The following is an 18,538-nucleotide window of genomic DNA, read 5'->3' on the forward strand; positions in this document are numbered from 1 at the left end:
TCGATGTTTCGAGTATGCTTGCCTATATCGATGTTTGTCAATTTCTATTGAGAGCCAAGAAATGAGCCGAGGCCGATGAGCACCTCCACCCTGAACCCCGCTGGCGAACACCCAGCCGCGGCAGCCGAATTATGCTGCGTCCCCTCGCAGGGCGAAGAGATCCTCCAGCTCGAAGAAGCCGAGCTGCTGGCATTGCGCTTCAAGGCCCTGAGCGACCCGAACCGCTTGCGCATCCTTTCCATCGTCTCAGCGAGCGAAGCAGCCGAAACCTGCGTTTGCGATCTGTCCGAGCCCCTGGAGCTCAAGCAGCCCACCGTCTCGCACCACCTGAAGATCCTGGTTGATGCAGGGATCCTGCACCGCGAGAAGCGCGGGGTGTGGGCCTACTTCTCGGTGATCCCCGGCGCCTTGGAATCCCTGGGCGCCAGCTTGGTGGCCAAGAAATGAGCGCAGCAGCCAAGCCAGCGGTGCTCTTCGTCTGCGTCAAGAACGGCGGCAAATCGCAGATGGCCGCTGGCCTCATGAACGCCCGCGCAGGCGCGCAGATCGACGTCTCTTCCGCGGGGACGCATCCGGGCTCGAAGATCAACGCCCTGTCAGCCGAAGTGCTGCTGGAACAGGGCATCGACATCACCGCAGAGCATCCAAAACAGCTCACCGAAGCACAGATGCGCCAAGCCGGACTGGTCGTCGTCCTGGGACGCGAAGCCCAGGTCCCGGAAGCGGACGGGGTGGATATCGAAATCTGGGAACTCGATGAGCCAAGCTCCCGCGGCATCGAAGGACGCGAACGGATGCTGCTCGTGCGCGACGAGATCAGCCGCCGCGTCGCAGACCTGGCCACCCGGCTGCTGTCCTGAGCAGCGAATACGCCTTTACACCACTGGAGAAAGAATTCTTATGACCCCTGAAGAGATCCGTGAAGTCATCATTGTCGGCTCCGGCCCGGCCGGTTACACCGCCGCGGTTTACACCGCCCGTGCGAATCTGAACCCACTAGTCATCGCAGGCTCAGTCACCGCCGGCGGCGAACTGATGAACACCACCGACGTGGAAAACTTCCCGGGCTTCCCCGAGGGCATCATGGGCCCTGATCTGATGGACAACATGCAGAAGCAGGCCGAACGCTTCGGCGCCGAGATCCTCTTCGATGACGTCACGGAAATGAATCTCGAGGGCGAAATCAAGACGCTGTCCCTGGCCGACGGCACCGTCTTCCGTGCCCGTGCTGTCATCGTCTCCACGGGCTCTGCCTACCGCGAGCTGGGTCTGGAAGATGAAAAGCGCCTCTCCGGCCATGGCGTCTCCTGGTGCGCCACCTGCGACGGGTTCTTCTTCCGCGAGCAGACCATCGCCGTGATCGGCGGTGGCGACTCGGCCATGGAAGAAGCACTGTTCCTGACAAAGTTCGCTTCCAAGGTCATCGTGGTGCACCGCCGCAACGAACTGCGCGCCTCGAAGATCATGGCCGACCGCGCCTTGGCCCACGAGAAGATCGAGTTCATCTGGGACTCGGAAGTCGTCGGCATCAACGGCGCAGAGAAGGTCGAGGGCCTGGTCGTGAAGAACCGCAACAGCGGCGAGGAAACCACTGTAAATGTCACCGGCATCTTCGTAGCCATCGGCAACGACCCACGCGTGGATCTGGTCAAGGACCAGCTGCAGCTCACTGCCGAAGGCACCATCGCCGTGGAAGGCCGCACTTCCAAGACATCGCTGCCAGGTGTCTTCGCTGCCGGAGACGTCATCGATTCCACCTACCGCCAGGCCATTACCGCGGCCGGCTCGGGCTGCGCCGCGGCCCAGGACGTGGAGCACTACCTGGCCAACGTGTCCGAAACCCTCGCTACCGTCTAATCAAGTTTTTTCAGAAAGGGGTTGTCTCTTATGAGCAACGCAAAAGCAGTCACTGAAGCAACCTTCCAGGCCGATGTCCTGGATGCCGACAAGCCAGTGATCGTCGATTTCTGGGCTGAATGGTGCGGCCCTTGCCGCCAGCTCGGTCCAATCCTGGATCAGATCGCAGAAGAGCACACTGCGAAGGTCGACGTCGTGAAGGTCAACGTCGATGAGAACCAGGCAATTGCCGCGAAGTACGGCATCACCAGTATCCCAGCCGTATATGTCTTCAAGGGTGGCGAGCATGTTGCTACTTCCATCGGTGCCAAGCCTAAGGCTGTCATCGAGAAGGACTTCGCAGAATACCTGTAGGCCGGTACCAGCTGCTGAGAAGCGGCGCGCCGGGATTGCTGCCCGCCGCGCCGCTTCTGCCTTGGGCAAGCAGCTTGGTCAAAGCCGCAGTTCGTACAGGAAAGTATCCAGCCACTGCCCCGCCACTGCCCCTCGGGCACCCTGGGCAATCCGCTCGCGCCGGCCAACCTCGCGGAACCCTGCCCTAGCATGCAGCGCCCTGCTGGCTTCGTTGCCGGCGATGACGGCCGACTGCACCATCCAGTAATCTTCTTTCCTGGCCCGGGCGATCAGCTCGGCCAGCAGCCGGGCGCCAACGCCGCATCCGGCATAATCCGGATCAATGTACACCGAGTGCTCCACCACGCCGCGGTAGGCCGGGCGGGCTGAAACCGGGCTGGCCGCCGCCCAGCCGAGAACCTTGGCATCGGGCGCAATGGCCACCAGCGACAATGCAGGAATTTTCGCCGCGAAGAACTTCTGGCGTGCCGGCACCTCGGATTCGAAGGTGGCCAGGCCGGTCTCGATGCCGCTGGCATAGATGCGGGCGATATCCGCCCAGTGGCTCTCTTCCATCGCGGCTAAGCGGGTCTCCATGCTTCCGGCCTACTTGGTGCGAAGATCTGCGATGAAGGACTCGGCGCGCTGCAAGTTCAGCGCGAGCTTGTCGCGCTTGGCGCTGGCACGCTGGGTGTAGTCATCGAGCTTGGCCCGGGCGACGGTGTCCTGCGGATCTGCCGCGAGCGCGTCCACCGCGTCAAGCAGCTCCCCCATTTCCTCGAGCGAGAAGCCCAGCGGCTTCATCGAGCGGATCACCAGCATGCGGGCCAGATCCGAGTCGGTATAGATTCGGAAACCACCTTCGCTGCGGGTGCTCGCCGGCAGCAACCCCACCTCGTCGTAGTGGCGGATGGTGCGATGCGACAGGCCGGTGGCCTCGACCATGTCACCGATATGCATCGAACCGCCTGCACCTTCGGTCTTCGCTTGATCCATGAAGTCCTCCGTTTCCTCCAATTACAACCCTACCCTTACGTTAGGTTAGAGTTGTATTCGATGGCATCTGGTCTACGACCGCTCCGGCTGCTCTTGCCTCGTCTGCGGCGCAATGATGCCCATCCCATGAATTCTACGCACTGCACGTGCCCCACGCTTACTGGCTTGAAAAGAAGGGAGCTCACCTATGAGCACCAGCACCACAGCGGATCCTTCCGCACTGAGTCCGGCCGAGCGCCAATCGGTGTTGCGCACCCTGAAATCCCCGAGGTTGCTTAAGACCGAGGTCCTCGCCGGCCTGGTAGTAGCGCTGGCCTTGATCCCCGAGGCCATCGCCTTCTCCATCATCGCCGGAGTGGACCCGCGCATCGGGCTGTTCGCCTCCTTCACCATGGCGGTATCCATCTCCTTCTTCGGAGGCCGTCCTGCCATGATCTCCGCCGCCACCGGCGCCATCGCGCTGGTCATCGCGCCTTTGGTAGCCAGCCATGGAACCGACTACTTCATCGCCGCGGTCATCATGGCCGGGATCTTCCAAGTGGTGCTGGCACTGCTGGGCGTGGCGAAGCTGATGCGCTTCATCCCGCGTCAGGTAATGGTCGGTTTCGTCAACGCGCTGGCCATTCTGATTTTCCTGTCCCAGGTCCCCGAGCTGCTCGGGGTGACCTGGCTGGTCTATCCGCTGGTGGCGTTGGGCCTGTTGATCGTCTTCGGCCTGCCCAAGCTGACCACTGCGATCCCGGCCCCGCTGGTGGCCATCGTGGTGCTGACCGCGATCACGGTCATCGCCTCGCTCGCCGTCCCCACCGTGGGCGACAAGGGCCAGCTGCCCGAATCCCTGCCGACCCTGTTCATCCCTGATATCCCGCTGAACCTCGAAACTCTGCAGGTGCTCTTCCCCTATGCGCTGGCCATGGCCTTCGTGGGCTTGCTCGAATCGCTGATGACCGCCAAGCTGGTCGACGATGTCACTGACACGCACTCGAATAAGACCCGCGAATCCTGGGGCCAGGGTGCGGCGAACATCATTACCGGATTCTTCGGCGGCATGGGCGGCTGCGCGATGATCGGGCAGACCATGATTAATGTGAAGGCGTCCGGGGCGCGCACCCGCATCTCGACGTTCCTGGCCGGGGTATTCCTGTTGATCCTCGTGGTGGTTCTCGGCGATGTGGTGGCCTTGATCCCGATGGCCGCACTGGTGGCAGTCATGATCTTCGTTTCCATTGCGACCTTCGACTGGCACAGCATCCGGCCCTCGACGCTGCGGATGATGCCCAAAAGCGAAACCACAGTCATGCTGATAACTGTGGTTTTCACGGTGGTCACCCACAATCTGGCTATCGGCGTCGCCGCTGGAGTACTCACGGCCATGGTGCTCTTCGCCAACCGCGTGGCGCACCTGGTCACCGTCACCCGCAGCGTCGAGGAGCACTTCGGCGAGAAGATCGCCAAGTACGTGGTCAACGGGGAATTGTTCTTCGCCTCCTCTAACGACCTGTACACGCAGTTCAACTACGCCGAAGACCCGCAGAATATCGTCATCGACATGCACGACTCGCACCTGTGGGACGCCTCGACCATCGCGGCCCTGGACGCGATCACCGGCAAATACGAGAAATATGGCAAGACCGTGGAGGTCGAAGGACTGAATACCGCGAGCCTGAAGATGCGCGAACGCCTGGGCGGGAAGCTGGGCGGCGGGCACTAGCAACCAGTCCGCGACGCTTGCTCAACTTCCGTCTGGTGCCGGCAGGCTCGGCAGATTCCGGAGAAATCGTGGAAAATCCATGCTGATGGAAAGCGCCAGCTCTCCAGATCTCCGGTACAACAGCGACGGTGCGGGACGCTGATTGAATTCCGTGCAAACGCTCGACTGGAGTCCATTATCCAGTCGAGCGTTTTGCGTGGGCTTGAACCGCGCAGCTCCCGCGATAATGAGCACTAGATGGAGCGGGATCTGCTGCCTTTCCCGCCGTTCAACGATCGGTTTCACACTTCTATTGCCCAGCGCCAAGCTAGGCGTTCATAAACATTCGTTTTTGGGAAGTGGAAACCGCCGATCCGAGCAGCTGCTCGGATCGGCGGTTTTTCAATGTTTTTGTTTTCCCGAAACTTGTGGCTTCGTTCGCTTGGTGGCGGGGTTTTTGCAGCGCTCCGTGGCGGTCTTGTTGCCGCGATCACGCAGGACTGGCTGCAGGTTGGTGTCGCGGTCTGAACCGAGAGGGGTGCGCCCGGTCGGGGCCGTTTGGATCGCTGCCGCTACGTCAGAGTCCGAAGGCTCCGCCGCTGACGAGGATCACGATGCCGAGGCCGATGAGAACGATGGGGAAGAGGATGTGCTCCCAGCGTTCGAGCACTTCGGCGATCGGGGGGCGGGTGGCGACGAACTTTGCCAGGGCCACCAGGACCGCGACGAGCGCGAGGAAGACGATGCAGTAGGCGACTACTGCGAGAGGTTCCACGCTGAGGAAGACAGGGGTGTAGACGCCGATGTTGTCGCCGCCGTTGGCAAGGGTGACGCCTGCGACTGTCCACACGCCGACCTTCTTGCCGGCAACCTTGGCCTCGTCGTCATCGTCGTCATCGTCTCCGCGCCAGGCCTGCCATGCGGCCCAGAGGCCGAGGCCCAGAGGGATGAGACCGAAGTACGGGATGGCTGCCGAGGGCAGGAATGTTCCGGCGCCGATGGTCACCAGGACCGCGGCACCGAGGATGCCGGCGAATCCGAGGTACTGGCCGACCAGAATGCGGGCGGTAGTGCCGCGCTGGCCTGCCCCTCGCGCGAAGAAGAGGGAGAGCACGATGATGTCGTCGATGTTGGTCGCTGCGAACAGGCCCATCGCCTGCAAGACCGAGGTGAGGATCATGCGCCCACCCCAGCTGCGTCGCATCCGGGAAGCGAGCAGGCGGGATCGATGCACGGGGCGTCTTCGTCCACTGCCAGGGTGGCATCGACCAGTGCCGTCAGCGCCTGCGCCAGGTGCGAATCGGCGATCTCATATCGTGTCCGACGACCCTCGGGCTCGGAGACGACGATCCCGCAATCGCGCAGGCATGCCAGGTGGTTGGACACGTTCGGGCGTGTCAGGTCCAGATCTCGGGCCAGTTCCGCCGGGTAAGCGGGATGGTCGAGCAGGGTCAAGATGATCCGGGATCGAGTGGGGTCGGCCAGTGCACGACCCAGGCGGTTCATCACGTCGAGACGCGAAGCAATAGTCAGCATGCTCTGAACTATACAGCACGCACTGAACACTCGGTCACAGGCGTCATCCCAGATCGCATGCCCGCAAGGGGGTCGCCATACGGGACACACGCCTCTTTGGCTCGGACAATTTTAGAAACTCCGAGTTTTCAAAGATTTCAGATTCCCGTATACCCTGCCCAAGAAAATGCCCGGTGAAGGCGCCTTATACGGGACACCAAAAACGGTCGTTATTGACACACCGATCCGCCCTCCCAGTGAAATTATTGCGACAGTTGAATACTCAACTGAACCGTCCCCAAATGGGGAAATCTGCGAGAAAGTGAAATATCGGAGGGTAGCGCGATTCTTCGCCAGGAATGAGACGTCGTCTGGCCTGCAACCCGTCCGGTTCATAGCCAGCGGACGGATCTTCACAGGCCCGGTGTAACGCCGTGATCGTTGATTTGTACACGATGACGGTTTACCCTTTGGAGCACCTAGATTCCGGCGCCCACCCCGGCGATATGGGGACCATGGCCTGCCCAAAAACACGATTGGCCGCCGATCCCGGAAAAGTACGGAGTCAACGGCCAACCGGCACCTCATGAAAAATCGCGGCTAACAATCAATCACACCAAAAGCGAGCAGAAGTGATGCAGAGCTATCTATACACGTACCCACCCGAGGCCTGGCCTGTAGCAGAACAATTGTCGGAACTAGTTATTTAAGATACGCCAAACTATCGTCTGCCATTTAGCTGTACGAGTACCCGATGTTCGAACCAGCTGGGTATTTATCTTTACCGGAATATTTGGTCGTCCGTCTTTTTTCTTCGGCAGTCCTTTTTGGACGAACTCATTGCCGGCGAAGCGACCCCCCCAGTCCCTGAGACGGTAGATATTTTTATAAGTTTTTTCGCTCTCCACCGGACGCTGGAGGATCGATCCGGACCTTCCACGCATATTTCTGCGAGGCATGTTTCTTTCGAGAGATTTGAGAACAGCATCGACTTCTTTAGTGGGGCCAGACAGAACGAACAAGCATTCAGTCGAGGGGGAGTGCTTGTTTACCAGTGCCAGCCGACATATATCGAGGAGTACTCTGTCCCATGAACAGTGGCTCGATCCGGCCCACTTCGCCTCGATGCATACGTCGGTCAAAGAAGGGTTGTGAGCCTGGATGTAGAAGTCGACCTCGCGCTTGCGACCTGCCGTTGTGTCAACATCCCTTGCAAGCGCCTCGTGGGCGTACCCAGGACGCGAGAGGAAGTCTACCGAACTGATGAGTGCGGAAATGATTTCATTCATCACCCCATGGAGGTGATACTCATTAAAGGAACGCCCACGTTCGCAAATATAATCAAATTCAAGCTTGGCCGAGATTCCGTCTGCCAGCCTCTTCCCTATGTCTTTTCGTTGCACCCAGTAAGCATACATACCCGCATTGAGAAGTGTGTTTGGGCTATTAAGGGTCTGAGTAGTAATGGAACTCGATTGCGCGTTTAGCCTTCGATTCATCCTGCACATGTCTTGCAAGCTATAGGTTGCAAGACGTCTCATCGGCCGCCCCTCCCCCTGTGACTGTTAGCTTGATTTGGCGGTTTTCGCGCAGATACTCATGGCGGTTCAACTGATTCCGATAACGAGCGTGGAACGCGCAGCTTCAACAACGTCATCGGTAATAGTGTCCAGCTCATTGATCTTCAGGACCCGCTGCATCTGTGTGAAGAGCCGATCAATCAGCCGGAAATTACCGCGCGTGATGCGCGCGATCGCCGCGACAGCTTGCGTATCGGTGAAGTCCTCCAAATCCATGGTTTTGCCGAGGGCACGCCACTTTCGTTGCAGGACGAAATGCAGTTCATCCTGCGCTAGCGGACGGTATTCGTGGGCGAAGCCGACACGGCTATAGAGCTGAGGATATCGGCTGAACTGCTTTTCTATGCCGGGCATCCCAATCAGCATCAGAGCGATATTGTTCCTGTCATACCTATCTCGCAGCACTTCCAAGGCAGTGGCGTTGAGTCGTTCCGACTCGTCGACGATGATCAGCTCCACATGCTTGTCTTGATTCATCGGACCGTTCGTGACGCCTAGGGTATCAAGATGTTGGTGAATGCAGATCGAGGTCCGATTAGTGATCAGTGAGAGCTCTTCTTTGATTTGCTTAGGAGTTGTCAGAACCCCTGGGGTGAAGAAGACGGTTCGCGTTTTGGCTAGATCCTTATAGATTTGGAGGTCGCTGTCCTCCCGGCGACCCCATTCCTCTACTAACGCCGCGGCTTTCGGGCTCCAGTTGGCATAGCGTTTAGCCGAGAGGGTTTTGCCGATTCCAGCTTGTCCGTAGCAGATCCCGATGGTCCGCTGCCTGCGCACCGCATTGGCGAACTCAGTGAAGCGGCGGTGCTCCTTTGTTGCGATAAATGTTGAGGGTGCCATTATTCGTCCTCTGCGTAGGTGCGCAACTTCGTTTTCTTAGTTGGGTGGGCCGCCGGATCAGGTTGGGTTGGCTCCGTTGGTGGTTGTCCGGCCGGTAGAAATTCTGCGACGGTGGCTATTCGTTCTTTGATTTGTCCGCGCAACTGACGCTTGCGTGCGGAGCGTGCCTTCTGGATGTCCTTGAACGTCACGGTGGCTCGTTCATGCGTGGGATCCACGGCTTTGCAGATGTGCTGGCCCCGGTGAAAGACCTGGATCTCGGCAACGTCCCGAGGGTCGTAGCGAAGAATGACGGATTCTCCGACGTAGGCGGCCAGCAACGGGGAAATGTAGCGTAGGCCTTGGAAGTGCACGCCATCGCGGTGGACGATTCTTGGTTTGGCGACCGTGAGCAGCAGCAGGTTCAGTTCATCGATGGTTTCAGGCAGACGCGGTAACCAGCCGTTGCCCTGCCACGCTTTTTGAGGCGTTTCCTTGATCTCTTGATGCTCACGCTGGTGATAGTTCTGCCCAATGAACTCTTCTAGCGCCGTGTCCAGTTCACCGATGGACAGCCCCGGCTTAGGATTGGGCACGCTGTGCAGGTAGCCAGGCAACCGGGCTAAGAGCTCGGTATTGAGGGTGCCGAAGAATCGCTCAATCTTTCCTCTGCCCTGCGGCCGGGCCACCGTGGAGAAAATGATTTCGAAGTGCAGGTCTCTGGCGGCCTGCGCTAAGTGGTGGCTCGTGAAATCGGTTCCGTGGTCTACATAGAGCACATCAGGGATTCCGCACATCGGCCAATAAGCTGTCTTTTTGGGCCAGATCGCCTCACGCAACGCCAATGCCGTATTCAAGGATGAGGGGGCGCCGGTGAAGATCATGTACCCGCAGAGGGCTCGCGAGTAATCATCCATGATCGTGGTGAGCCACGGGCGGACCGGCTGGTGGCTAGCGTCAAAAACCAGGATGTCGAGCTCGGTATGATCGGCCTGCCACACCGCGTTCGGGCGTTCGGCGCGGCGGCGCCAGACCAGTTCATATTTATCTCGGTACGCCGCCGTACCTTGCTGCGCCAGCGTCATCATCCCCGGATCTATCTCGCCGACAATCGAGCGGATGGTGGAGTAGGAAACCGGTGCCCACCCTTGGTGGAGCGCTACCTTGTTGACTTGTTCGTGGATGGCTGCCGTGGTCCTGGGCGGTTTAGCTAAGGCGAGGCCTTCGACCAGGTTCACGAATTCGCTGGGCATCCGGCGTCCACGTTTGCCAGGTGCCACCGGTTCCAGACCAGGCTTCCCGTGGAGCTTGAAGCTCTGGTGCCATCGTTGCAGTGTCCTCAGGCCGATATGGTGTTCCCCTGCCAGAACCGTCAGCGGCACTCCGTCTTCGACGTGTTGCCGCAGCATTTCCCAACGTGCTGTTGCCTTAGCCAGGTAGTCACGAGGAGTTCCTGCTTTCTCGGTACTGCTGTCATTCTGGTCTCGCCCCAGCGGTGCGTCCCTGCGCGTTTCGCTTCGCGGGGACATGGCCGATCACAAGCTCTTGGAAGAGGCGGGCTCTTGGCCCAAGTGGCGGTAGAACGTTGCGCGGCTCCAGCCAACCAGGCGTGCTGCGTCTTCGGCGGTGCGTCCCCTGGCGCGGGCATCTTTGGCGATCGCGAGCTTGTCGGCAATCACTGCCGGGTCAGAGGCCGGCCGGCCGAAACGGGTTCCGGATTGCCGGGCGGCGGCAATGCCGGCGTTGACTCGTTCCACGATCAATTCGCGCTCGTATTCGGCCAACGAGGCAAGCATGTTCAGCATCATCCGACCGGTCGAGGTGGCCGGGTCGATGCCATCGGAAATGGAGCGGACATTAATCCCGCGCTCCCGCAAAAGGTTCACGGTATTCAAGACATCGATCAGGGAGCGGCCCAGCCGGTCAACCCGCCACACCACGACGGTGTCGCCGGCTTCGGCATAGTCCAGCAGATTCTTCATTCCGGGCCGCTCGATCGCGCTGCGGCTGCCGGAAGTCACGTCGGCGAACACGTCGCGCTTCTGCACCCCTGAAGCAACCAGGGCATCGAGCTGCAAGGCCGCGTCTTGGCTCAAAGTGCTCACGCGCGTGTATCCCAAATGTCTCACCTGCCCAGTGTGGCTCAAAAACCCCTGCACGGCAAGCAGGTAAGACGTTTTACGTTGGGACGACTTTATAAGACGGTTGGACTCCTTGCCGTTCCGGAATATTGAGACGGCATGGCCGGGCTGAGGAGAGTGTCTCAATAATCTTTAGTTTGTTGATACAACGCGGATAGGGTCAAGCAGGCATCTAAACCGATACCATCTCCTGCAACGTGGCAAGCAACATGAAGAGGGGCCGCACCTGGTAGGTGCGGCCCCGTCATGTCTGGCAACTTCAGGTATTGGCTTAGGGTGCTGGACACTTATTCCAAAAGCTCTCCGACGCCACGAAGGTTTATTTCACCGAGGGTAACGATGTGCAGGTATTGATCCGGTGCTTGCTGTTCAGCGGCGCCCCGACTGCAATATAGAGCCGTGGGCTGTGGATTCTCCATGATCCCGAAGATTGGATTCCCATCGGCGTCCTCATCGTACGATGACAAAGTAGTATGCGTCAGATACAAAACGCAGCCATCTACCAGGTCTATGCTTTCGGCACCCTGCACCTTACGAGCTTCCCAGCTGACTTTAGTGTCTAGATACTTTTCCTGAATCGCAAAGCATTCACGTTCACTGGCCACGATCGCAATTATTGGCTCTATGTATTCAAGATCTGGAAATGGGCTGGGTTGTTTCCCATAGACGACGTAGACCATCTGATCTTCTGAATATTTCGAGCCCAGGCGAATCTTGATTTTTGTCAGGATACTGCTTAGAGACGGCATGGAACCCCCTTCTGTACAGGAGCGTAGGCATCAGCATAGTAAGTCTTGCCTTTGTAGACAATAGATCCGAGAGTACGGCCTGACCATGTGGTTTTTTTCGCAGATTTGCATGACAGTGCGTGATTTGTCTGCGTGAAGACAACAGGATAGTAAGTGCCTTTATATTTATCGCCCTTTATCTTTTGGGCTGGCTGGCTAATATCCGGGCCACCCTTGATCCACCAGGCTAATCGTTTAAATCGCGCCTGTGAAGAATGCTTGATCGAAGTGACTTTCGTGGTGCAATAGGTTGTGGATTTGAAGCCACCCGTACTATAGTTCCCAGATTTTCTGGTGTGAAAACCTGCGGCAACGATCTTGCAAGGCCCATAATTCACTTTTGCCATGGCACCCACATTGAATCCAGCTTTGCGTAGTTCGTCCATCTTATCCATCTTGGCTACTGCATCGGCAGGCGATTCCGCTTCGATGTAGTTCGATTCCGTAGGGGTTTTCTCGGGGAAGAAATCTTTCGTTGAAAGGGCATATTCCGAAGACTGCTGCACCGTATGGGTGTCGCTAACAGGAATTTCAACAGCCTGCGCCATCCCCGGTAATACAGCTACCAAAGACAACGCAAGGGGTAATGTTACAAAAGTAAAATTCATCGTTATGCCTGACGCTTGTAGTTTAAACTTTTGGTTCTGGGCTCAATATTTTTATTATCTTCAATAGTGTAACTTCTTGCCTAGAATTTTACCACGATGCACCTTAACAGCAGGCTGAAAGTTCATAGTCTTCGGTAAGGGCTGATTCGAGGCATCGGTCAGGTGCGGCATTGCGACCTATCGAAGAAATTAGAACGGTGACAGGCGAGATCACTATTGGTCCAAGCCAGGTCATTGAATTTGAGCGCCAAGGCCGCGGGGTGTGTGGTCCTTAGGAACTTTGGACTTTCTGATGCCCTTGACGGCCCTGATGGCAGGCTTCCTGAGCTGACGTCACCTCGACGCGAATGCTCTCCATCTCACGGTCGATGCCTTTAGCTTCGAGATTTTGGACCGTGCCCTCGCGTTTCTCGGCGCTCACATATACAGTCCCGCTTATGGCCGGCTAAAACCGCCACTTGGAGCTGCGATTTAGCCGTCAAATAACGTCAACAGTCACACTCCCCCAGTGAAAAATCCGCGGAAACTCCACGATTCAAAATTCTCACAACTATGTGTCGCAACCAATGAAGTAAGATCATGTCAACACCATTAGTTACGAGACACTTTCGAAGGACCGATGACCAAACTGATCGGCTACGCCCGCGTATCAACCAAAGCCCAAGACGCCGACAGGCAAATCCAAGACCTCTTGGCCACCGGCGTCCGCCGCGACGACCTCTACATCGACCACGGTCAGTCCGGGGCATTAGCCAAACGCCCCGGACTGGATAAAGCGCTCGATGCGCTGCATCCGGATGACACCCTCGTGATCACTACCCTGGACCGACTCGGACGCTCCACCCAGAAAATGCTCGAACTCGCCGAAGAACTACGCGAGCGCAATATCGGACTCCGTGTGCTGAACCTCGGGGCCGGCGATGTGGACACCAAAACGCCGATGGGCGCCATGGTCTTCACCGTCATGGCCGCTCTGGCCCAAATGGAGCTGGAAATCAAACGCGAACGCATCACCGACTCCGTCGCCAAAAGGCGTACCACCGGAGGTGACCTCGGCGGCCGGCGGCCCACCTTCACCGAATCCCAGATCCGCACCGCAACCAAACTGATCCAGACTGGCGAACCTGCAACCCAAGTTGCCAAAGATATGGGGATGTCCCGTGCGACACTCTACCGTCGAATTAAAGAGCTTCGATAGACAGGCTTTGCCGAGCGCCCGCTATGAACCATCCAGTCCAATACTCCCGCAATCTATGGCCTCTTCTTCAAGAGAAGACAGCGAAAACAAAGATTGAGAAGCCGAAATAATTCCGGGACAAGACATAGTGGAAACCTACTTGTTCAAGCGCCACGGCGGAGTCGGCAAAGCACCCAACTTCGCCTTCACTTCATCGTCATACATGCTCAACGTGATTTCATCCAAGCTCATTGAACTGAATCTAGCCACCTTGTACACAGTCTCATAAAAATCGACCCAGTCCGTCGGCAACCTCCGTTGGAAGACCGGCTCAGTCTGGATCCCATAGACTTCATGACCCAGCTGCTCATACACAGGGCGGGTCTGCTCTACAGAGCCGTAAGGGTTCGGCGTGATGAACACCCGCGCCCCCCAACTGGTCAGCTCATCCTGTAATCCAGGGCGCTCCAGCTTCTTCAGTCCTAAGAGGCGCAAACCCGCATGACGATAAATGCTGATCACCAAACGCACATCCCGCTCTGCAAGCTTCTGCTCTAACTCCGGCAAGGACTCCACAAGTTGCCGCTCGCTAACATCTTTCTCCCCCACAGTCGGGGCTTTCACTAAATCAGTGAATCCGATACCCATGGCCACCAACGCATCATCCAAATGCTTGCCCTGAAGGCACTTCGGATTGAACATGGCCGAGGCAACTCGGCTCAGCATCTGCTTGCCGTTGCGTCCCTGGTAATAGTGGCCAGCAGCCACACTGGGCGGAGCCGGATTGAGGCCGGCAATCACAATCTTGGTTTCCTCTTCAGGCCACAAATCAGCCAACGTCAGTTGCCCATCTGGCAAGCGTTCTTGATGTCCAATTAGAGACATAATTTTCCCCATTTCACTGATGCAATAGTTTTCCTCATACCAGGATTGCATTCTCCACCGACGTTTAGCAGCTGAACCATGTAGCATCGCCTTCCTGCTATGAAGCTAGCTACCGGGTGCCGTCAGACGTCCGAACCTGTCGTGAACAACCTCCGCCACTCTTTGGAACCTTTAAGAAGGAACCGCGAGGGGGTTACACGGCCATTCCTGATTTGAAAGTCGTTTCTGAAATGAAAAATCCCAGCGTGTCGCCGGGGTTAGCTGCGCGTTTCAAAAACGACCGTTTTTGGTGCCCATATAAGGCACCCTCATCGGGCATTTTTGCGGGCTGGGTATACGGGACACCCAAAGTGCGTGCTTTCAAAGGTCTTAGTGTCAGAGTCCGAAGTCGTCATCACTTCTGTCCATAGTCCACAGCACTGCCGCCCGTAAGAGGAACGTTCAGTGGGACACTCGGGCTCCACATATTTCACGACAAAGCGTAGAAGCACCAGGCTTCGCCGAGCAAGGGGCATCGCAACAACTTCAAGGCTATTGCACTTATCTTTTCAGCTAAGTAGATTAGCCTTATGACATCGCGACTCGTAACGAAATACTTGCAGCTCCCAACGCAGGGGAAAATTGCCTACGACATCCAAGGCGCAGGGCCGCTCATCCTGCTTGTTCCGGGAATGGGCGAACTGCGGTCTACATACCGCTTCCTAACCCCAGCGCTTGTTGCCGCCGGATACACCGTTGCCACAACGGACCTGCGAGGACACGGGGACAGCGATGCCTCGTTCCCTAGCTACGGCGACGTCGACACGGCCGAGGATATCGAGGGGTTGCTACGGAAACTGGGTGGTCCCGCCATCGTTGTCGGCAACTCGATGGCTGCAGGTGCGGCAGTAATCGTTGCGGCTGAGCACCCCGAGCTCATCAGTGGACTCGTTCTGATCGGCCCCTTCGTTCGCCAACCATCCACGAACGCCTTCGAGAACCTCCTCTTCCGGATCATGATGGCTCGTCCCTGGGCACCAGCGGCCTGGAAAGCTTATCTGCCTACCCTCTACGCCGGCACCAAGCCCGCGGACTTCGCCGAATACCGCCAGGCAGCAATCAAGAGCATGAAACGACCCGGCTACAGAAGGGCCTTCTGCCTCACCACGCGCACCGACCACCTACGGGCAGGCGAATGCCTAGCCGCGGTGGATTCGCCGACACTTGTCCTCATGGGAGAGAAAGACCCGGACTTCAAGGACCCCACGGCCGAAGCAGACTGGATCGCGCACACACTTCACGGATCTGCCGTCATCATTCCCGAGGCCGGCCACTATCCCCAATCGCAGCAACCAGGGATTACCTCGACCGCTATTATCAAGTTCCTCAGCGCGCTAACCAATCATGTCTAGGCCCGGACTGAACAGAACGATAGTCGTCGAGCGGGCGGCGCTGATTCTCGACCGTAGCCTAGACGGATTGAGCCTTTCCGTCCTGGCAGAGAGCCTAGGTGTGCGGACCCCATCCCTCTACAAGCACATCGACGGAATGCCAGGCCTGCAACGCGACATCATGCTCCGTGCCAAAACGAGTCTGGCCCACGTCCTCGGACAATCTGCCATCGGACGCTCCCGAGACGATGCCATCAGGGCGCTGGCGCTTGCTTATCGTCGTTGGGCACTGCAACATCCCGGACAGTACCCGATGACGGTACATGCGCCCGCTTCCGGCGACGACGATGACGCTAGTGCCTCATCGTCAATCTCTGACGTCGTTTTCAACGTCCTCGAGGGCTACGGGCTCCTCGGGGACGACGCTGTGGATGCCACACGATTCCTTCGGTCCTCGCTCCATGGCTTCGTTGATCTTGAAACGCGCGGGGCATTCGAGCTTCCTGTGGACCTGGAGCGCAGCTTCGCCAGACTGACGGAGAGCGTCGTCGTCGCCCTGGACACTTGGTCTCGGTGATGCTTGTACATAAGGGGTTAAGGGGTAGCGATGGAATCGCGACTGCCTATCCATGGGGGAACCCTGAGCGGGACATCCACTTTCTGGATCAATTGAATCGAGGATTTGCTCCCGCTTCGGAAACTACCGACTCCCATCAATCCCCGGATCTTTGGCTGATGAGAGTCAGTAGTTGTGTAGCGAAATGTCGCGTCTATCCGTTTGACTGCACCACCGGCTTACGGGCACCACGGTAATGCGACGAGGCGGTCGTCGGTTTGACCTCATATGGACTCCCGTGTTTATATATCTATCATGGATATATCGTTTAATGATACGTTCTCTGCGAGGTGTCGTAATGGGACGTAATTCTGGTTATCAGAGTGGAGACCTTGTCGACACTGCACTGCACGTACTGCTCGCACTGGTCCACCCGCGCCATGGTTATGCCGTGATGCATTTCCTCGAACAGGAGAGCGAGGGGGCCATTACACTCGGGCCTGCCTCGCTCTACACGACGCTCAAGAAGCTTGCCGTCGCCGGCCTAATCAAGGAACTCGAGGGTGACGAGTCGCGTCGGACTTACCACCTAACCGCGAAGGGTCACGAGGTCCTCGTCCGCAATATCGAACGTCGCCGCCAGTTGCTGGTCATGGCGGATCACATCATGGAGGAAGCATGAGCACCACTAACAAGATGAGCAACGGTCTGGCGGTCAGCCCCGAGAAGGACCTGGCTATGTTCGCGGACATGGCAGGTCAGGGAAAACACCTGAACGGTATCGCGAAGCTGGGTCACGGATGGAGCTTCGTCGATGGGGTCCCCGAAGAGGCGGTCTTCGACCTCGCTTACGAAAGCAACGCATCGTCGGAGTACTTCGACATCTTCCAGGCGGCTGGCTGGGAGCTCGTGATCTCGATGGGAGACGTGCACATCTTTAAAGCAGTACCGGGAACGGCTCCGATCCACACCGCCGAGTCACGACGAGACGAACTTACCCGAAATCGAGATCGCTACCTTCGCTACAGCGTCATCGCGCTGATTGCCTTCCTGCTTGTCGGTTTGGGAGTTCGTGTGGCCTCATGGAATGAATGGCTAGAACTGTCTTTGCTGATGGTGTTCTTATTTCCCGTCGTCTACACCGTCGTTCCGCTGGTCGGATACTGGAGTCATTTGAATAAGCTAAATCGCTCAAGCTGATCACCTAGGTTAGATTGATCATCGCGGTCAGAAAATGGACCTCATAGCAACACGGGAGAAACAGCGGTCGATACTCTAACCACATTTTTGGTGTGACTGTCCCGTAGAGCCTTGGGCTTGCGGACGCCCAAGCGAAGTGCCGAGGGCTTCGGGCGGCATTTGCAGTCGCCCTTGGAACACGACACCAGCGCTTGATGTCCCCGATTCCTGTCGAGCGTCATGTCAAGATCAGTATATGGTTATTGATCATACCGACCGCGTAGCTCTCGTCACTGGTGCTACCGGTGGCCTCGGAATTCCTCTGGTTTCCCAGTTGGTGGAGCAGAAATACCGAGTGATTGCCGTCGGTCGGTCCCATGAGAAGTTGACTGAATTGCCGGAGGAAGTCATGTCCGTTATATGGGACATGTCCACTCATTCCGAGGCACCCGAGATCCTTCTCAATTTGAAACGGGTGGATGTGGTTGTGCAAAACGCCGGCATGGCTGATGTGGCTTCGGTGGCTTCCACGTCTTCGGATCTATGGGACACAATGTTCAGGGTCAATGTTTCGGCACCGGCCAAGTTAACCACTGCTATACTGCCGGGGCTTCGGGCTGCACAAGGACACGCGATATTTATCAATGCGGCACCGAAAATGTCAGGTGTTCCGAATTGGTCAGGCTACGTTGCCAGCAAGGCTGCGCTACGGGAGTTTGCTGATTCTTTGCGTGAGGAGGAATCACGCAACGGCATCCGCGTCACGTCTATTTACCCCAAGGGGACGGCTACTCGGATGCTGGAAAAAGTTCGTGAATCGTTTGGGGCTTCTTACGATCCCAACCGTGAAATCAATCCCGTGTCAATGGCAGCGATGATTCTGTCGGTGCTGGATCATCCTGCTGACGCATATGCTCGCGAACTCTCTGTCGGAAAGCCTGGCACTTCCTAGCGCTTGCAAAGCCTCACAATCAGGCAATGAAACACACCGAAATACGCATGACTAGGAACCACTACGGTTTACCACCTCAACCGCATGCGATG

22 protein-coding genes are annotated in these 18,538 nt (G+C 57.5%); 11 read left to right on the forward strand and 11 right to left on the reverse strand.

Annotated features, from left to right (window positions below; translation table 11 throughout):
• Positions 1 to 75: 75 nt before the first annotated feature.
• From JOE62_RS00510 to trxA, 4 genes are read left to right on the forward strand one after another with little or no spacing between them, the layout of a single operon-like run.
• A complete protein-coding gene (locus JOE62_RS00510; RefSeq protein ID WP_204719517.1) occupies positions 76 to 447 on the forward strand; it encodes an ArsR/SmtB family transcription factor in 372 nt (123 codons plus the stop codon).
• Positions 444 to 860 (forward strand): arsenate-mycothiol transferase ArsC, encoded by a 417-nt coding sequence (locus tag JOE62_RS00515; protein WP_204719519.1) that lies wholly within the window; start codon positions 444 to 446, stop codon positions 858 to 860. The genes JOE62_RS00510 and JOE62_RS00515 overlap by 4 nt, the downstream gene beginning before the upstream one ends.
• A gap of 40 nt (positions 861 to 900) precedes the next feature.
• On the forward strand, positions 901 to 1,857 hold the full coding sequence (gene trxB, locus JOE62_RS00520) for a thioredoxin-disulfide reductase (protein ID WP_204719521.1): 957 nt from the start codon (positions 901 to 903) through the stop codon (positions 1,855 to 1,857).
• Positions 1,858 to 1,887: 30 nt separating this feature from the next.
• Complete coding sequence (trxA, locus tag JOE62_RS00525) at positions 1,888 to 2,211, forward strand: thioredoxin (protein WP_204719522.1); 324 nt, start codon at positions 1,888 to 1,890, stop codon at positions 2,209 to 2,211.
• A gap of 78 nt (positions 2,212 to 2,289) precedes the next feature.
• Here trxA and JOE62_RS00530 read toward each other — a convergent pair whose 3' ends face one another.
• Together JOE62_RS00530 and JOE62_RS00535 are read right to left on the reverse strand one after the other, a co-directional pair.
• Entirely contained in the window at positions 2,290 to 2,787 is a 498-nt protein-coding gene (locus tag JOE62_RS00530) for a GNAT family N-acetyltransferase (RefSeq protein ID WP_239543081.1), read from the reverse strand.
• Positions 2,788 to 2,796: 9 nt separating this feature from the next.
• Entirely contained in the window at positions 2,797 to 3,186 is a 390-nt protein-coding gene (locus JOE62_RS00535) for a MerR family transcriptional regulator (protein ID WP_038992406.1), read from the reverse strand.
• A gap of 187 nt (positions 3,187 to 3,373) precedes the next feature.
• Between JOE62_RS00535 and JOE62_RS00540 the strand changes: the two genes are divergently transcribed.
• Positions 3,374 to 4,897, forward strand: a complete 1,524-nt coding sequence (locus JOE62_RS00540; protein WP_204719524.1) for a SulP family inorganic anion transporter — start codon at positions 3,374 to 3,376, stop codon at positions 4,895 to 4,897.
• 556 nt (positions 4,898 to 5,453) lie between these two features.
• Here the strand turns inward: JOE62_RS00540 and JOE62_RS00545 are convergent.
• The 8 genes from JOE62_RS00545 to JOE62_RS00580 form a co-directional block, all read right to left on the reverse strand.
• Positions 5,454 to 6,056, reverse strand: coding sequence for a cadmium resistance transporter (locus tag JOE62_RS00545; protein WP_204719526.1), 603 nt, complete (start codon positions 6,054 to 6,056; stop codon positions 5,454 to 5,456).
• A complete protein-coding gene (gene cmtR / locus JOE62_RS00550; RefSeq protein ID WP_038992393.1) occupies positions 6,053 to 6,412 on the reverse strand; it encodes a Cd(II)/Pb(II)-sensing metalloregulatory transcriptional regulator CmtR in 360 nt (119 codons plus the stop codon). The genes JOE62_RS00545 and cmtR overlap by 4 nt, the downstream gene beginning before the upstream one ends.
• 677 nt (positions 6,413 to 7,089) lie before the next feature.
• Positions 7,090 to 7,794 carry a hypothetical protein gene (locus tag JOE62_RS00555; RefSeq protein WP_204719528.1) on the reverse strand — a complete coding sequence of 235 codons (705 nt, stop codon included), beginning with the start codon at positions 7,792 to 7,794 and terminating at the stop codon, positions 7,090 to 7,092.
• A gap of 204 nt (positions 7,795 to 7,998) precedes the next feature.
• Positions 7,999 to 8,811, reverse strand: coding sequence for an AAA family ATPase (locus JOE62_RS00560; RefSeq protein WP_096256526.1), 813 nt, complete (start codon positions 8,809 to 8,811; stop codon positions 7,999 to 8,001).
• The gene (locus tag JOE62_RS00565) at positions 8,811 to 10,319 is read right to left on the reverse strand and encodes a TnsB C-terminal domain-containing protein (RefSeq protein WP_239543083.1); all 1,509 of its coding nucleotides are present in this window, start codon (positions 10,317 to 10,319) and stop codon (positions 8,811 to 8,813) included. The genes JOE62_RS00560 and JOE62_RS00565 overlap by 1 nt, the downstream gene beginning before the upstream one ends.
• Positions 10,320 to 10,325: 6 nt before the next feature.
• On the reverse strand, positions 10,326 to 10,919 hold the full coding sequence (locus JOE62_RS00570) for a recombinase family protein (RefSeq protein WP_096256525.1): 594 nt from the start codon (positions 10,917 to 10,919) through the stop codon (positions 10,326 to 10,328).
• Positions 10,920 to 11,218: 299 nt separating this feature from the next.
• Positions 11,219 to 11,680, reverse strand: a complete 462-nt coding sequence (locus tag JOE62_RS00575) for a hypothetical protein (protein WP_096256524.1) — start codon at positions 11,678 to 11,680, stop codon at positions 11,219 to 11,221.
• Entirely contained in the window at positions 11,668 to 12,327 is a 660-nt protein-coding gene (locus tag JOE62_RS00580; protein ID WP_204719530.1) for a hypothetical protein, read from the reverse strand. The genes JOE62_RS00575 and JOE62_RS00580 overlap by 13 nt, the downstream gene beginning before the upstream one ends.
• A gap of 619 nt (positions 12,328 to 12,946) precedes the next feature.
• On the opposite strand from JOE62_RS00580, the gene JOE62_RS00585 reads away from it, so the two are divergent.
• Positions 12,947 to 13,525, forward strand: a complete 579-nt coding sequence (locus JOE62_RS00585) for a recombinase family protein (RefSeq protein ID WP_204719531.1) — start codon at positions 12,947 to 12,949, stop codon at positions 13,523 to 13,525.
• A 135-nt stretch (positions 13,526 to 13,660) separates the two neighbouring features.
• Here JOE62_RS00585 and JOE62_RS00590 read toward each other — a convergent pair whose 3' ends face one another.
• On the reverse strand, positions 13,661 to 14,440 hold the full coding sequence (locus JOE62_RS00590) for a uracil-DNA glycosylase family protein (RefSeq protein ID WP_239543085.1): 780 nt from the start codon (positions 14,438 to 14,440) through the stop codon (positions 13,661 to 13,663).
• A gap of 518 nt (positions 14,441 to 14,958) precedes the next feature.
• Between JOE62_RS00590 and JOE62_RS00595 the strand changes: the two genes are divergently transcribed.
• From JOE62_RS00595 to JOE62_RS00615, 5 genes are all read left to right on the forward strand, one after another.
• Positions 14,959 to 15,780, forward strand: coding sequence for an alpha/beta fold hydrolase (locus tag JOE62_RS00595; protein ID WP_096253784.1), 822 nt, complete (start codon positions 14,959 to 14,961; stop codon positions 15,778 to 15,780).
• A 67-nt stretch (positions 15,781 to 15,847) separates the two neighbouring features.
• Complete coding sequence (locus tag JOE62_RS00600) at positions 15,848 to 16,336, forward strand: TetR-like C-terminal domain-containing protein (protein ID WP_204719533.1); 489 nt, start codon at positions 15,848 to 15,850, stop codon at positions 16,334 to 16,336.
• 337 nt (positions 16,337 to 16,673) lie between these two features.
• Positions 16,674 to 16,997: a PadR family transcriptional regulator gene (locus JOE62_RS00605; RefSeq protein ID WP_096256521.1), complete on the forward strand. Its 324-nt coding sequence runs from the start codon at positions 16,674 to 16,676 to the stop codon at positions 16,995 to 16,997.
• Positions 16,994 to 17,515 (forward strand): DUF2812 domain-containing protein, encoded by a 522-nt coding sequence (locus JOE62_RS00610; protein WP_204719535.1) that lies wholly within the window; start codon positions 16,994 to 16,996, stop codon positions 17,513 to 17,515. Before JOE62_RS00605 ends, JOE62_RS00610 begins: the two co-directional genes overlap by 4 nt.
• A 235-nt stretch (positions 17,516 to 17,750) precedes the next feature.
• The gene (locus JOE62_RS00615) at positions 17,751 to 18,446 is read left to right on the forward strand and encodes an SDR family NAD(P)-dependent oxidoreductase (protein WP_204719537.1); all 696 of its coding nucleotides are present in this window, start codon (positions 17,751 to 17,753) and stop codon (positions 18,444 to 18,446) included.
• Positions 18,447 to 18,538: the final 92 nt, after the last annotated feature.

This window comes from Glutamicibacter nicotianae (assembly GCF_016907615.1).
GTDB classification, from domain to species: domain Bacteria; phylum Actinomycetota; class Actinomycetes; order Actinomycetales; family Micrococcaceae; genus Glutamicibacter; species Glutamicibacter nicotianae.